The 14,529-nt window shown below is 61.4% G+C and carries 6 protein-coding genes and 4 pseudogenes; all 10 read left to right on the top strand.

Annotation, left to right across the window (positions count from 1 at the left end):
• Positions 1 to 72 precede the first annotated feature (72 nt).
• Positions 73 to 1,380 carry a 4-aminobutyrate--2-oxoglutarate transaminase gene (gene gabT / locus QZ648_RS15885; protein ID WP_291997636.1) on the top strand — a complete coding sequence of 436 codons (1,308 nt, stop codon included), beginning with the start codon at positions 73 to 75 and terminating at the stop codon, positions 1,378 to 1,380.
• A 186-nt stretch (positions 1,381 to 1,566) separates the two neighbouring features.
• Positions 1,567 to 2,565 (top strand): carbon-nitrogen hydrolase family protein, encoded by a 999-nt coding sequence (locus QZ648_RS15880; protein WP_169067121.1) that lies wholly within the window; start codon positions 1,567 to 1,569, stop codon positions 2,563 to 2,565.
• A gap of 262 nt (positions 2,566 to 2,827) precedes the next feature.
• On the top strand, positions 2,828 to 4,297 hold the full coding sequence (locus QZ648_RS15875) for a biotin carboxylase (RefSeq protein WP_291997635.1): 1,470 nt from the start codon (positions 2,828 to 2,830) through the stop codon (positions 4,295 to 4,297).
• A 16-nt stretch (positions 4,298 to 4,313) separates the two neighbouring features.
• Positions 4,314 to 5,318: a C45 family peptidase gene (locus QZ648_RS15870; protein WP_169067119.1), complete on the top strand. Its 1,005-nt coding sequence runs from the start codon at positions 4,314 to 4,316 to the stop codon at positions 5,316 to 5,318.
• Between the two features lie 38 nt (positions 5,319 to 5,356).
• On the top strand, positions 5,357 to 8,122 hold the full coding sequence (locus QZ648_RS15865; RefSeq protein ID WP_291997634.1) for an aminotransferase class I/II-fold pyridoxal phosphate-dependent enzyme: 2,766 nt from the start codon (positions 5,357 to 5,359) through the stop codon (positions 8,120 to 8,122).
• A gap of 78 nt (positions 8,123 to 8,200) precedes the next feature.
• The gene (locus QZ648_RS15860; protein WP_291997633.1) at positions 8,201 to 8,983 is read left to right on the top strand and encodes an enoyl-CoA hydratase/isomerase family protein; all 783 of its coding nucleotides are present in this window, start codon (positions 8,201 to 8,203) and stop codon (positions 8,981 to 8,983) included.
• A gap of 1 nt (position 8,984) precedes the next feature.
• Positions 8,985 to 11,174 (top strand): annotated as a pseudogene (locus tag QZ648_RS15855) (acetate--CoA ligase family protein).
• Positions 11,171 to 11,964: pseudogene (locus QZ648_RS15850) on the top strand (enoyl-CoA hydratase-related protein). The pseudogenes QZ648_RS15855 and QZ648_RS15850 overlap by 4 nt, the downstream one beginning before the upstream one ends.
• A gap of 326 nt (positions 11,965 to 12,290) precedes the next feature.
• A pseudogene (locus QZ648_RS15845) lies at positions 12,291 to 13,232 on the top strand (TAXI family TRAP transporter solute-binding subunit); the annotation flags it as partial.
• 175 nt (positions 13,233 to 13,407) lie between these two features.
• A pseudogene (locus tag QZ648_RS15840) lies at positions 13,408 to 14,529 on the top strand (TRAP transporter fused permease subunit); the annotation flags it as partial.

Below are 14,529 nucleotides of genomic sequence, written 5' to 3'. Positions count from 1 at the left end.
AAGCAAGATGGTAGGTGGTTTGACAGAAATCGCCTTAACTGCGCCTGCGGGCGAATTGAAGAGGAGAAGGAAATGACGGCAGCGAACGAAAAGACGAGCACCCAAACCAACGCCGAGCTGATGGCCCGACGCCAGGCAGCCTTGCCGAGAGGTGTCGGCCAGGCGCACGCGCTGTTCGCGGAACGTGCCCGGAGCGCCGAGATCTGGGACGTCGAGGGGCGTCGCTGGATCGATTTCTGCGCCGGTATCGCGGTGGTCAATACCGGACACTGCCATCCGCGGCTGATCGCTGCGGCACGCGAACAACTGGAGGCGTTCACGCACACCTGCTTCCAGGTGGTCGCCTACGAGTCCTACGTCGAGCTGTGCGAGCGGCTTAATGCCGCTGCCCCGGGCAGCACGCCGAAGAAATCCTTTCTGGTCAATACCGGCGCCGAAGCGGTTGAGAACGCGGTGAAGATCGCCCGCGCGGCTACCGGACGGAGCGGCGTCATCGCTTTCGGCGGCGGCTTCCATGGTCGGACCATGTTCGGTCTGGCGCTGACCGGCAAGGTGGCTCCGTACAAGGTCAAGTTCGGACCCTTCCCTGGCGGCATCTTCCACGTGCCGTTCCCGAATGCCCTGCACGGCGTCTCGGAAGACGACTCCATCACCGCCATCGAACGTCTCTTCGCCTACAGCATCGAAGCCAGCGATGTCGGCGCCATCGTTATCGAACCGGTACAAGGCGAGGGCGGCTATCTGCCCGCACCGCTCGGTTTCCTGCGGCGCTTGCGGACCTTGTGCGACAAGCACGGGATCCTGCTGGTTGCCGACGAAGTGCAGTCGGGCATTGCCCGTTGCGGCAAGCTGTTTGCCAGCGAACACTACGACGTCGAGCCGGACATCATTACCCTGGCCAAGGGTCTTGGTGGTGGCCTGCCGGTTGCCGCCATCGTCGGCAAAGCCGAGATCATGGATGCGGCAGAAGTCGGCGGTCTCGGTTCCACCTACGCCGGCAGTCCGATTGCCGTCGCCGGTGCGCTGGCGGTGCTCGACATTGTCGAGGAAGAACAGCTCTGCAGTCGTTCGATGGCCCTCGGTGAGCGCATGCGTACTCGCTTCACGGCGATGAAGGCGAAGTATGCGAGCATTGCCGACGTGCGTGGCCTCGGCGCGATGACGGCGGTCGAGTTCTGTCGCCACGGTGATCCGCAGCAAGCGGCTGCAGACTTGGCCACGGCGCTCAAGAACGAAGCGGCGAAACGTGGCCTGCTGTTGCTGTTGTGCGGATCGCACGGTAATGTACTGCGCGTAATGATTCCGCTGACCATTTCCGAGGCGCTTCTGGACGAAGGCCTGGATATCATCGAGGCCTCACTGCAGGCGATTGGCGCCTGAGTTGGCGACGCTGTCGGAATGCCTGTCCGACAGTGCGGCATGCCGGCAATCCGGATTGCTCAGGAGCTGCGCATCGGCCACTTGCCGCCAGCGGTGATCCGGTTGAGTTCGCTACCCCGGAGTTCGCTGTCAATTCGACAAATTTTTGTACCGATACACCCCTAAAGCGGCAGGAGAGCCCATTTCATGATTCCTTTTTCAATTGCCGGTATCCAGATGAACATCTCGATGGAGCGTGAGAACATCACCGCGATGGGGCACAAGCTGGATGTCGTCATGGCCCGTTTTCCATGGGTGCAGATGGTCGTCTTCAGCGAGCTGGCTGCCTTCGGGCCGGCGCCTTATCACGCCCAGCCGACCGGCGGGCCGGCCGAGCAGATTTTTTGCCAGATGGCCGCCAAGCACGGCCTTTGGTTGCTGCCCGGGTCGATGTTCGAACGCATTGGCGATGACATCTACAACACCACGCCGGTGATCGATCCAAACGGAACGGTGATCGCCCGTTACCGCAAGATGTTCCCCTTTCTGCCTTACGAAATGGGTATCAAGCCCGGAACCGATTTCTGTGTGTTTGACGTCCCCAACATCGGGCGTTTCGGTGTCTCCATCTGCTACGACATGTGGTTTCCCGAAACGACCCGCACGCTGGTCTCGATGGGGGCGGAATGCATTCTCCATCCGACCATGACCGACACCATTGACCGCGATGTCGAGCTACCAATCGCCCGCGCCAATGCAACCATCAATCAGTGCTATTTTTTCGATGTGAATGGTGTGGGCGACTGCGGCACCGGCCGTTCGATCATTGTTGGCCCTTCCGGCTACGTCATCCATGAGGCCGGCGGTGGCGAAGAAATCATGCCGGTGGAAATCGATATATCGCGTGTTCGTCGAGAGCGCGAGGTGGGCATTCGTGGCCTCGGGCAAACGCTGAAGAGTTTCCGTGACCGACCGATCGAGTTTCCGGTGTACCAGAAACATCTTGGCCATGCGGGGGACTATCTGAATAGCCTGGGTCCTCTGATCAAGCCGACGCGTGGAACACGTTCAGAGCCTGTTGCCCTGCCGGCCGGCGTAGTTGCCGGGCCGGACGGATTGCACGTCAAGGTGGCCGATCTGAAGACGAACATCGACGTCGCGGCCGCAGAGACGGAGAACCCAGCACCGTACTTTGCTGGTCCATGAGTCGCTTGATTAAGGTGAAGGTCGCGCCCGCGACGCACGGAACTCCCTTCGCCACCTGCGGCCGATGGGCTGGGAGAAGAGGGGGGGCGGTCATGACCTCCATGACCGTTAGCGGGCGAAAGCGGGTGGCCTGGTGAGTACCGGTTTGATTATTGTCGGGCTGCTCATCGGCTCCCTTCTCGGATTCGGGATTTTTGCGCTACAGCAGCGCCGCAACAAAGCAGCACCTCAGAAAAATACACTACCTCAGAGGAGACAAGAAATGACTCAAGCCCCGTTGTCAACAATCACCAGCATGTCCGACTTGCGCCTGTTTTTCCACCGCAACAAGCGTCCCATCTACTTCATCAGTGCCACCAACTTCAACCTGGCAGGCATGGACGAAAGGGTGCCACACTTCAAGCACATCAACTATATCGATTGCTACGACGGTCGCCATCCGAACGTCTTCGTTCCCAAGGAGCAGCCGCATCCGGAGTTCGAAGGCATCGAGGACATCAACAACTATCTGTTGCAGAACAAGGAAGTCATCGATTACATCAAGGGGCGCGGCGGCGATCCGGTCGCCGTGTTCCTGATGTTCGACGAGAAGACCGAGGAGTTGTGCAAGGATCTGGGCATCGAGCTGTGGTTTCCGCCGGCCTCCCTGCGCACGCGCTGCGACAACAAGATGGAAACGGTACGCATCGGCAACAAGGCCGGTGTGCCGTCGGTGCCGAACGTGCTGGCGAAGGTCGAAAGCTACCAACAGCTGATCAAGCTGACCGAGGAAAACGGCCTGGGTAGCGACCTGGTGATTCAGTCGGCTTTTGGCGACTCGGGTCACACCACTTTCTTTATTTCGAACGAAGAAGAGTGGAAAAAGTACGCCGACGAGATCGTCAAGGATCCCGAGGTCAAGGTAATGAAGCGGATCAACTGCCGCGGCGGCACGCTCGAAGCTTGCGTCACCCGTTGCGGCACCGTGGTCGGACCGCTGTTGACCGAAATCGTCGGCGCCAAGGAGTTGACGCCGTACAAGGGTGGCTGGTGCGGCAACGAGGTCTTTCCGGGCGCCTTTCCCGAAAAGGCACGAATCACCGCGCGCGACTACGCCTATACCTTCGGCAACCAGCTGCTCGAGGAAGGTTATCGCGGCTACTTCGATCTCGATTTTCTGGTTGATCAGGACAGCGAGGAGGTTTATCTCGGTGAACTCAATCCGCGCGTCTGCGGTGCCAGCCCGATGACCAACCACGCCGCTTTCTCCTATGCCGACGCGCCGCTGTTCTTCTTCCACCTGCTCGAGTTCAGCGGTGCGGACTTCAAGCTCGACGTGGCGGCGATGAACGAACGCTGGAAGAATCCGAAGTACATCGACAGCTGGAGCCAACTGGTGATGAAGTACACGGACAAGGAGGTGGATGTCGTCGAGCAGGCGCCACAATCCGGGATCTACCGCATGGACGACGCCGGCAAGGTCAGCTATCACCGCTTCGATTATCACCGCCTGGCGGTCGAAGGTGAGCACGAGGCGTTCTGGCTGCGCATCACCGGCCCCGGTGACTACCGCTATGAAGGAGCCGATCTGGGGATTCTGATCACCCGTGGCCGTTCGATGACCGAGGAGTTCAAGCTCAACCCGCGGGCGGAGAACTGGATCCGCGGCATTCAGAGCTTCTACAAGGGCCGGCCGCTGGATACCGGCATTCAGGAACCGGCGCCGTCGGCCGGCGCGTTCAAGATCCTCTGAGCATCGGCCGAGCTGGATGGCGCTCATTCAGACCCAGTCGCTGCTCTTCCGGGCCATCGAGGAGGCACGACCGGGCGCCATCTGGCAAGCGCTGTTTGCGGAGTTCTGGCCGTCGTATCGCCGCTGGTACCTGCAAGCCGGCAATACGGCGCGCCCCTACTACCTTCCTTGCGTTCGGGCGCTGAAAAAGCACATGCCCGAGCTGCTGCCGACCTACGAAAGGCTGGCCGAGCTCGCTGGTGGCGGCGATCTGGAGGCCCGCTTCCTGTCGCTGTTCTGTCCGCCGCCGTATGTCACCGCGTGTTCGCAGGTCGCCTGGCCCGGTGCGCAGCCGCTACTGCTGCGCAACTACGACTATCCGGCGCAGTTGTGCGAAGGCGTGATCCTGAAGACCGCCTGGAACGGGCGCCAGGTGATCGGCGTCAGCGACTGCGTATGGGGTTTGCTCGACGGCATCAACGACGACGGCCTGGCGGTATCCCTGTCGTTTGGCGGCCGCCTGGACGTCGGCGAAGGATTCGGCGTGCCGCTGGTCCTGCGCTACGTCCTGGAAACCTGCAGCCGAACGGCTGCGGCGACTGCCGCTTTGGCGCGGGTGCCGGTGCACATGAGCTACAACGTGACTGTGCTTGATCGGCACGGCGACTTTGCGACGGTCTATATGGCGCCGGGCAAGAACGGCGATATCCAGCGCATTGCGGCGGCGACCAACCACCAGCAGAAGGTCGAGTGGCAGCAACATGCGCGTGCCACGTCGACGGTCGAGCGCCTGCGTTTGCTGCGGCTGATGCTGGACGACAGCGCGATCACCAGCGAGGCGCTGATCGCCGCTTTCCTGCAAGCGCCGATCTACTCGAACGCTTTTGCCCGTGGTCTTGGCACGCTCTACTCGGCCGCCTACTGGCCGGGCGAAGGGCGTGCCGATTTTCTCTGGCCAGGCCATAGCTGGTCACAGTCGTTTGCCGATTTCACGGTTGGCGCGCGGCTCATCGAGTTTGGCAGTTCCCCCACCACCGCCTAACGATACGCCAGGCATTGACCGGCGTGAGGAGACAAGCAATGAAGACAGAAAGCAAGAGCAAGAAGTCGCTGGGTGAATATTACAGCGCGCTGCAACTGCGCACCGACCGCTGGAGTGCCTTGAAAATCGCCTGCGAGCAACTCGTCCAGAGCAACTCGGATCGTCGGCGCAACGAAGCCGAGCGAAAAGTGGTCGAGTTGATCGACGCCTTGCGTCCGATCGAACTCTACTGGGCTTTCCCGGGGCACGACACTTTCGGCCGGCTCGGCGAACTGGTCACCCTGGGTCGCTTTGACGTGCTGGCCATTACCGTGCGCAACATCTGTCACGCGCTGCTGAGCAACAGCTATCGACGCAATCCGCATCACCACGACGTCGAGGAGTTGACCGAGGGCAGCCCGGACGACGAGTCCACCGAAAATGCGACCAAGGATGTGCTCTACTTCGAGGTCTTGTTCGTAGACAAGTTTTCGGCGATGCAGGAAGAGAATCTGCGTCGCACCCTGCGTTCGCTGCGCCGCCCCGAAGACCCCTTCCTCTATGAACCGGTGTTCGTACCCAGCCTCACCGATGCCCTGATCGGCGTGATGTTCAACCACAACGTGCAGGCGGTGGTTATTCGCAACGACCTGAAGCGCGAGTCGGAACAGACGCTGGAACTCCTGCATCGCTATCTTTCGCGCCTCGAAGAGGCGGTTCTGGAAGAGGTGGAACCCAAGGAGTACGGTCCCGAACTGTGCCGAATGATTGCCAAGCTTCGTCCCGAACTCGACGTCTACCTGTTCACCGATCAGTCGGTCGAAGAGATAGCCGGTACCAAGCTCGGCAACTGCCGGCGGGTCTTCTACAATCAGGAAGACCACCTGGACCTGCACCTGAACATCCTGCGCGGCGTTTCGGAGCGCTTCGAGGCGCCCTTCTTCAACGCCCTGACGCAGTACGCGCGCATCCCCACCGGAGTCTTTCACGCCATGCCGATCAGTCGCGGCAAGTCGATTACCGCCTCGCACTGGATCAAGGACATGGGCGACTTCTACGGGATGAACATCTTCCTGGCAGAAACCTCGGCCACCTCGGGCGGCCTCGACAGTCTGCTCGAGCCGCACGGTCCGATCAAGAAAGCGCAGGAGATGGCCGCCCGCGCCTTCGGCTCGAAACAGACTTTTTTCGCCACCAACGGCACCTCGACCTGCAACAAGATCGTCGTGCAGGCGATCGTCCGCCCGGGCGACATCGTGCTGGTCGATCGCGACTGCCACAAGTCACACCACTACGGCATGGTCCTGGCCGGCGCGCAGGTCGTTTATCTCGACAGCTACCCGCTCAACGCTTACTCGATGTACGGCGCCGTGCCGATCAAGGAAATCAAGCACCGCCTGTTGGAATTGCGGGCGGCAGGCAAACTCGACCGGGTGCGCATGTTGCTGCTGACCAACTGCACGTTCGATGGCGTGGTCTACAACGTCGAGCGGGTGATGGAGGAATGCCTGGCGATCAAGCCCGATCTGGTCTTCCTGTGGGACGAGGCGTGGTTTGCCTTTGCCCGTTTTGGTCCCGCCTACCGCCGGCGCACGGCGATGTACTGCGCCGGCCTGCTGCGCGAGCGTTACCGTTCGCCCGAGTACCGTGCGGCCTACGCCGAGTACCAGGAAAAAATGGCCGGTGCCGATGACGAAACGCTGCTCAAAACTCGGCTGATGCCAGACCCGGAGCAGGTGCGGGTGCGTGCCTACGCTTGTCAATCGACGCACAAGACGCTGACCGCGCTGCGTCAGGGGTCGATGATCCACGTGCACGATCAGGACTTCAAGGACGAAGTCGAGCAGGCCTTCCACGAGGCCTACATGACGCACACCTCCACTTCGCCGAACTATCAAATCATTGCTTCGCTGGATATCGGCCGGCGGCAGGTCGAGCTCGAGGGCTTCGAGTTCATCCAGCGCCAGGTCGAGCAGGCGATGTCGCTGCGCAAGGTGATCAATACCCACCCGCTGATCAGCAAGTATTTTCACGTCCTCACCGTTGCCGAAATGATTCCGGACGAGTATCGCAAGTCGGGGATCAAGAGCTACTGGGATCCGGAGCATGGCTGGAGCGACATCATGGCCGCCTGGAGCGAGGACGAATTCGTCCTCGATGCGACGCGGATCACGCTGTCGGTGGCGGGTTCGGGCTGGGACGGAGACACCTTCAAGAACGAAATCCTGATGAACAAGCACGGTATCCAGATCAACAAGACCTCGCGCAACACGGTGCTGTTCATGACCAACATCGGCACCACGCGCTCGTCGGTGGCCTATCTGATCGAGGTCCTGGTCAAGATCGCGCGCGATCTGGATGACCGCCTCGACGACGCCAGCAGCGTCGAGCGCAAGATCTTCACGCGCCAGGTCAAGGCCTTGCGCGAGGATCTGCCGCCGCTGCCCGATTTCAGCTGCTTTCACGATTCGTTCCGCCTGAGTTCGGGCGAAGGCACGCCGGAGGGCGACATCCGCTCGGCGTTCTTCCTCGCTTACGACGAGAGCAAGTGCGAATACGTGCCGATCGCCGGTCGGGCCATCGAGAAGGAACTCGCCGCCGGACGGCAGCTGGTGTCGACCACTTTTGTCATCCCGTACCCGCCAGGTTTTCCGATTCTGGTCCCGGGACAGGTGATCAGTCAGGAAATCATTACCTTCATGCGCGCTCTGGACGTCAAGGAGATTCACGGCTACCGGCCCGAACTTGGCCTGCGCGTGTTTACCGAGCACGCGCTGGCGGTGCTCGAGGTATCACCGTCGTCGATTCAGGAATTGCCGACCTGAGAGCGGCCGGCGGCGCGGCTCGCCGCTCTTCGGGTCGCGCCGACTCGTTCACTTACCGAGAGAAGAGGAGCGCTAGAGATGCAGAGCGAAACGATCATTTATCGATCGGCCGACGGGATCGCAGAAATCCGTTTGAACCGACCCGAGCGGCTCAACGCGGTCACGCAGCAACTCTACGACGAAGTCAACGCCGCGCTTGGCGTCGCCGAAGCCGACCGCGACGTACGGGTGGTGCTGTTGACCGGCGAGGGCCGGGCCTTCTGCGTTGGCGCTGACCTCAAGGCCCATAAGGCGGGCCGAACGGCCTTCGAGCGACGCCAGTATCTGCTGGGCGAGCAGCGAGTCTGCAAGCGGCTGCTGTTGTTGTCGAAGCCGGTCGTTGCCGCGGTCAATGGTTTTGCGCTCGGCGCCGGTGCCGAAATGGCGATCGCTTCGGACTTCATTGTGATGGCCGAGAGCGCGCAGATCGGCCTGCCCGAGGTGAGTATCGGCACGTTTCTCGGCGGTGGCGTCACTTATCTGCTGCCGCGCCTGGTCGGGCTCGCGAAGGCGCGCGAACTGGTCTTTCTCGGCGAACGAATCAAGGGCGAAGAGGCGGTACGCATCGGCCTGGCCAATCGCGTCCTGCCCGACGCCGGCTTTCTCGACGCGGCGCGTGAATTCGCAGCGCGGATCGCCGGCAAGGCGCCCTTGTCGATGCAACTGGCCAAGGAACAGCTGAACATGGCTGCGGAACGTACGCTCGACGCCGCACTGACCGCCGAGCTCGAGGGAATGACCTTCGTCGGCAGCACGCATGACTGGCGGGAGGGCATCGACGCCTTCGCCGAAAAGCGCCTGCCGGTCTTCAAGGGCTGCTGAGATGACGACTACCGAACCGGCAAGCACGCGCAGCCCGCTGCACGATTTTCTCGCCCCCCGACTCGATCGCCATCATCGGCGCCTCGACCGATCCCACCAAGCGTGGCTACAAGGCCATGGTCGGGCTGATCAAGGACGGCTACGCGGGCAAAATCTACCCCATCAATCCGCGGGTGGATTGGGTTCTTGGCGTCAAGGCCTACCCGTCTCTGGCAGACATTCCGGGCACCGCCGATCTGGCGCTGATTTGCACGCCGGCTTCCTCGGTTCCGGCTTTGCTGGTCGAATGCGGCAAGAAGGGGGTCAAGGGGGCGGTGATCCTGGCCAGCGGCTTTCGCGAGACGGGCCGCCCGGAAGGTATACAGCTGGAGCAGGAAATGCTGGCTGCCGCACGCCAGAGCGGCGTACGGGTCATTGGCCCGAACACCTCGGGATGTTCAACCTGCACAAGAAGCTGAACCTGCTGGCGCTGAGCAATGTCAAGGCCGGCGGTATCGGCCTCATCTCGCAATCGGGCAACATGCTGTTGTCGCTGGTGCTGGAAGCCGAGCGCAACGGTCACGTTGGCTTCAGCACCTACGCCGGGCCGGGTAACCAGGCCGATATTGGCTTCAATGATTATCTGCGCTACCTTGGCGAAGATTCGCAGACGCTTGTCGCGACGCTATACGTCGAAGGCTTTCGTGACGGGCGTCGCTTCCTTGACGCGGCGCGCGAAATCACGGTGCTGAAACCGGTGGTGGTGTATAAGTCCGGATCAACAGCGGCGGGTCGGAAGGCGGCCAGTTCGCACACCGGCGCCCTGGCCGGCAGCTATGCGATGACGGTCGACGTCCTGCGTCAGGTCGGCGTCAGCGTGGTGCAGCATTCGGACGAAATTCTGCCGGTCGCCGAAGGTCTGGGGCTGTTGCAGAAGGCGGGTGGCAAGCGCGTGGTGGTCGTCGCCGACGGTGGCGGTCAGGCGACCATCGCCTGCGATCGCCTCGCCGAAGCCGGACTTGAGCTGGCCGAGCTGAGCGCGGCAACGCAAAGACGCCTCGGCGAAATCCTTTTCCCGCAGGCCTCGCTGGTCAATCCTGTGGACGTCGCCGGCAGTAGCGACGCCAACCCGGCACTGCTCGCCGATTGCCTGGAAATCGTCGCCGAGGACGACAATGTCGACAGCATTTTCCTGGTCGGCATGTTCGGTGGCTATTACACGCGTTTTGCTGAAGACCTGCTCGGCAGCGAAATGCGTGGCGCCGAAGCGATGATCGAACTGGCGCGCAACTGCGCTAAACCGCTGATCGTCTATAGCCTCTACGCGCCGGTCAATCCGCCGGCCTTGCGCCGACTGCACGAAGCCGGTGTGCCGGTCTACAGTTCGATTGAACACGCCGTGCGCGTCCTGGCAGCCCTGGGCGAACGCGGCATTTATCTGGCGGCGAGCAGCGGCCAGAAAAGCCTGCCGACGGTGCTGCCCAGCCGCCAAGGGCAGCTCGCTTTTGCCACTGCTCGGAGCGAGGGCCGCGACCTCTTCGAATTCGAAGCCAAGAACCTGCTGCGCGCGCACGGCCTTGCCGTACCGGAAGAGCTGCTGGCCAGTTCGCCTGACGATCTGGCCAGTTTGCGGCGCGCTTCGGCGATCAGCCGCTGGCCATGAAGGTGGTTTCCAAGGATATCCTGCACAAGTCGGATGCCGGTGGCGTCAAGCTCAATGTGCGCGGCGAAGCCGGCATGCGCAGCGCTTTCGACGAGATCATGGCCGCCAGCCGGGCCTACGATCCGCAGGCGGTGATCAAGGGCGTGCTGCTGACGCCGATGGCGCGCAAGGGGGGTCGAGGTCATCATTGGTGTCATTCGCGATCCCATTTTCGGGCCGGTATTGATGTTCGGGCTGGGCGGCATTTTCGTCGAGATCCTCGAGGATGTTGCTTTTCGTGCCATTCCGCTGTCGCCGCATGACGCGTCGTCAATGCTCGAACAGATCAAGTCGCGCAAGATTCTTGCCGGCGCGCGCGGCGAAGCGGCCGTCGACAAGGCGGCGCTGGTCGACTTGCTGCTGAAAGTGTCGAGCATCGTCGAGGCTTATCCGGAACTGGTCGAACTGGACCTCAACCCGGTCATCGCCCTGAGCGATGGTTATGCGATCGTTGATGCTCGGATAATCGTCAGCCGCGAAGCAGTCGCGCCAAAGGAGATGTCGTCATGAGCATCCCGCAAGTCACCGATGCCGCTCTCGAAGTCCGACGGCCGTGTGGCGCTTCTTCTCACCCTCAATCGCTACGACGTCCGCAACGCCCTTACCGAACGCAGCTGCTCGATGACAATCGTCCGCGTTGCTGACATGGGTCCAAACCGCTGCGACGAGGTGTCGTGCTGGTGATTACCGGTGCTGGCGCCGCTTTCTCGGCCGGTGGCAACGTCAAGGACATGGCCAAACGCAGTGGTGATTTCGCGGGCGATGTGGCCGAAGTCGCGCAGCGCTATCGGCGTGGCATCCAGCGCATCCCGTTGGCGCTGAGCGAGGTCGAGATTCCGATCATTGCGGCGGTGAACGGTGCGGCGATCGGCGCTGGCTTCGATCTGGCCACATGGCCGATATCCGCCTGGCGTCGCGGCGGGCCAAGTTCGGCGAGACTTTTCTCAATTTGGGCATTATTCCCGGCGACGGCGGTGCCTGGTTCATGCAGCGGCTGATTGGCTACCAGCAAGCTTTCGAGCTGACGCTGACCGGACGCCTGGTCGGCGCCGAGGAGGCCAAGGCGCTGGGGATCGTGCTTGACGTCGTCGAGCCGGAGCGCTTGCTGCCTGCGGCGCTCGATCTCGCTGCGCGCATCGCGGCGCAACCGCCGAAGGCGCTGCGCCTTAGCAAGCGATTGATGAAAATGGCGCAACGCATGGAGTTAAAAGACTTTCTCGACATTTGCGCTGCTTTTCAGGGGATGTGCCATAACGAAGTGGAGCATCTGGCTGCGGTGCACAGGATGCTCAAGGAATGACTGCGGCGCTGCATTGGTAGCAAATATTTGCCTGGAATTGGTCCGGGCGTGAGCGCGTTTTGTGTGTAGAGTCGTAGCGCGTTGCTTTTCGTCGCTTGCACGAGGCGCTATGTTTCGGTAGATTGATGTCAGCCAGCGTGCCGACTGGAGCGGGCATGACTGACGGATGACTGCTCAAAAAGTGGCGCTGAGTTGATGCGGTGGTGGCGAAGTTTTTCTCACTTTCCCATAATCACACTGCCACCCTGCCTGGTCGCGGGATGCCTCGTTCCCGTCGCTTAACATATTGAAGGAGACAACTTTGAACAAACTTACCGTTCTTTGCCGCAGCCCTTGCCATTGCCGCCAGCGTCGCCAGCCCAACGGCGTTCGCCCAACAGAAGTTCGTCACCATCGGTACGGGTGGCGTGACCGGCGTGTACTACGCGGCGGGCGGCGCGATCTGCCGCCTGATGAACAAGGAAAGGGCGACGCACGGCATTCGCTGCTCGGTCGAAAGTACCGGCGGCTCGGTCTATAACGTCAATACCATCAAGGCCGGTGAGCTTGACTTTGGCGTTGCTCAGTCCGACGTGGCGTACAACGCGCTGAAGGGAGAAAACCAGTTCAAGGGGGCAGCCTTTGGCGACTTGCGTTCGGTCTTCTCGATTCATCCCGAGCCGCTGGTCGTGCTCGCCCGCGAGGACGCCAAGGTCGTATCGCTGCTCGACTTCAAGGGCAAGCGCTTCAACATCGGCAATCCGGGTTCCGGACAGCGCGCGACCATGGATATCCTGCTGCCCGCGTTGGGCATGAAAACCAGCGACTTCTCTCTGGTGTCCGAGATGAAGGCCGATGAACACGGCGCAGCGCTGTGCGACAACAAGATCGACGGCTTCGCCTACGTCGTCGGCAACCCGTCGGCGAATATCCAGGACCCGACCACCACCTGCCACGCACAACTGATCAATATCATCGGACCGGCAGTCGACAAACTGGTCAAGACCTATCCCTACTACGCGGCGGTGAGCATCCCGGGTGGAATGTACGCGCACAACCCGAACCCGACGAACACCTTCGGCGTGGTTGCGGCCTTTGTCTCGTCGTCGAAGGTTTCCAATGACGTGGTCTATGCGATGGTAAAAGCGGTCTTCGACAACCTGGACGACTTCAAGAAGCTGCATCCGGCTTTCGCGCACCTCGATCCGAAGGAAATGATCAAGAATGGCCTGGCCGCACCCCTGCACGACGGCGCTGTGAAGTACTACAAGGAGAAGGGCTGGATGTAACGCGGTCGGAAGCATGCGGGAGCGGCGCGCAGTCGAGTAGTTATTGTCAGCCGTTCCCGGTAGCCCCGCCGACGGCCCCGACGGGGCCGTCTTACTTTGAAGTCTGCGGAGATTGAGCACATGGCTGAAAAAGAAACCGAGGCCGTCCTGACGGACGAGCAACTCAAACAACTGGTTGCCGAAAGCAGACACCGGTGGTCGCAAGCCGACTGGCGCGGTCGCCAAACTGATCATGTTTACGGCCCTGGCCTGGTCGCTGTTCCAACTCTGGATCGCTTCGCCGCTGCCGTATTCGCTGGGCATCCTGGTGCTCAATGACACCGAGTCGCGTTCGGTCCATCTGGCTTTTGCCATCTTTCTCGCTTATCTCGCCTACCCTGCCTTCAAGAGCTCACCGCGGGCCTATGTGCCGCCTGTGGACTGGGTGCTGGCCCTGGTCGGCGTTTTCTGCGCCTCGTATCTTTTCGTCTTCTACTCCGAGTTGTCCACGCGACCCGGTCAGCCGACGACGCTCGACCTGGTCGCCTCGGTCGCCGGCATAATCCTGCTGCCTCGAAGCGGCACGGCGCGCGCTGGGCCCTGCCGATGGTGATTCTGGCGGCGATCTTCATTGGCTACATTTTTCTCGGTCGCACATGCCGGACCTTATCGCCCCCAAGGGAGCGTCTCTCGGCCAAGGCATGTCGCACCTGTGGTTGAGCCACCGAAGGCGTCTTTGGCGTGGCTGGGTGTTTCATCGGGCTTCATCTTCCTCTTGTGTTGTTCGGGCCCTTCTGGAAACCGCCGGTGCCGGCAACTATTTCATCAAGTCGGCCATCTCGCTGCTCGGTCACCGCGTGGTGGTCCGGCCAAGGCGGCAGTCGTTGCTTCGGCATGCACCGGGCTGATTTCCGGGTCGTCGATCGCCAATGTCGTGACCACCGGAACTTTCACCATTCCCGCTCATGAAGCGGGTCGGCTATCGTCCTGACAAGGCCGCCGCCGTCGAGGTTCGCGGCTTCGGTCGACGGTCAGATCATGCCGCCGGTGATGGGCGCTGCGGCTTTCCTGATGGTCGAGTACGTCGGCATTCCCTACACGCAGGTGCTCAAGCACGCCATCCTGCCGGCGCTGATCTCCTACATCGCGTTGTTCTACATCGTGCACCTGGAAGCGATGAAGGCCGACATCCGTGGCATTCCGCACGTGCACGAGGACAGCTTGAGCCAGCGCATGATTTCCTTCCTGATGACCGTTTCCGGAATGGTCATCCTTGCCGGCATCGTTTACTACGGCTTTGGCTGGCTCAAGGACGTTC

This window comes from Candidatus Accumulibacter sp. ACC012 (assembly GCF_907163155.1).
Lineage (GTDB): Bacteria > Pseudomonadota > Gammaproteobacteria > Burkholderiales > Rhodocyclaceae > Accumulibacter > Accumulibacter delftensis.
This window is presented reverse-complemented; position numbering and strand designations above follow the sequence as displayed.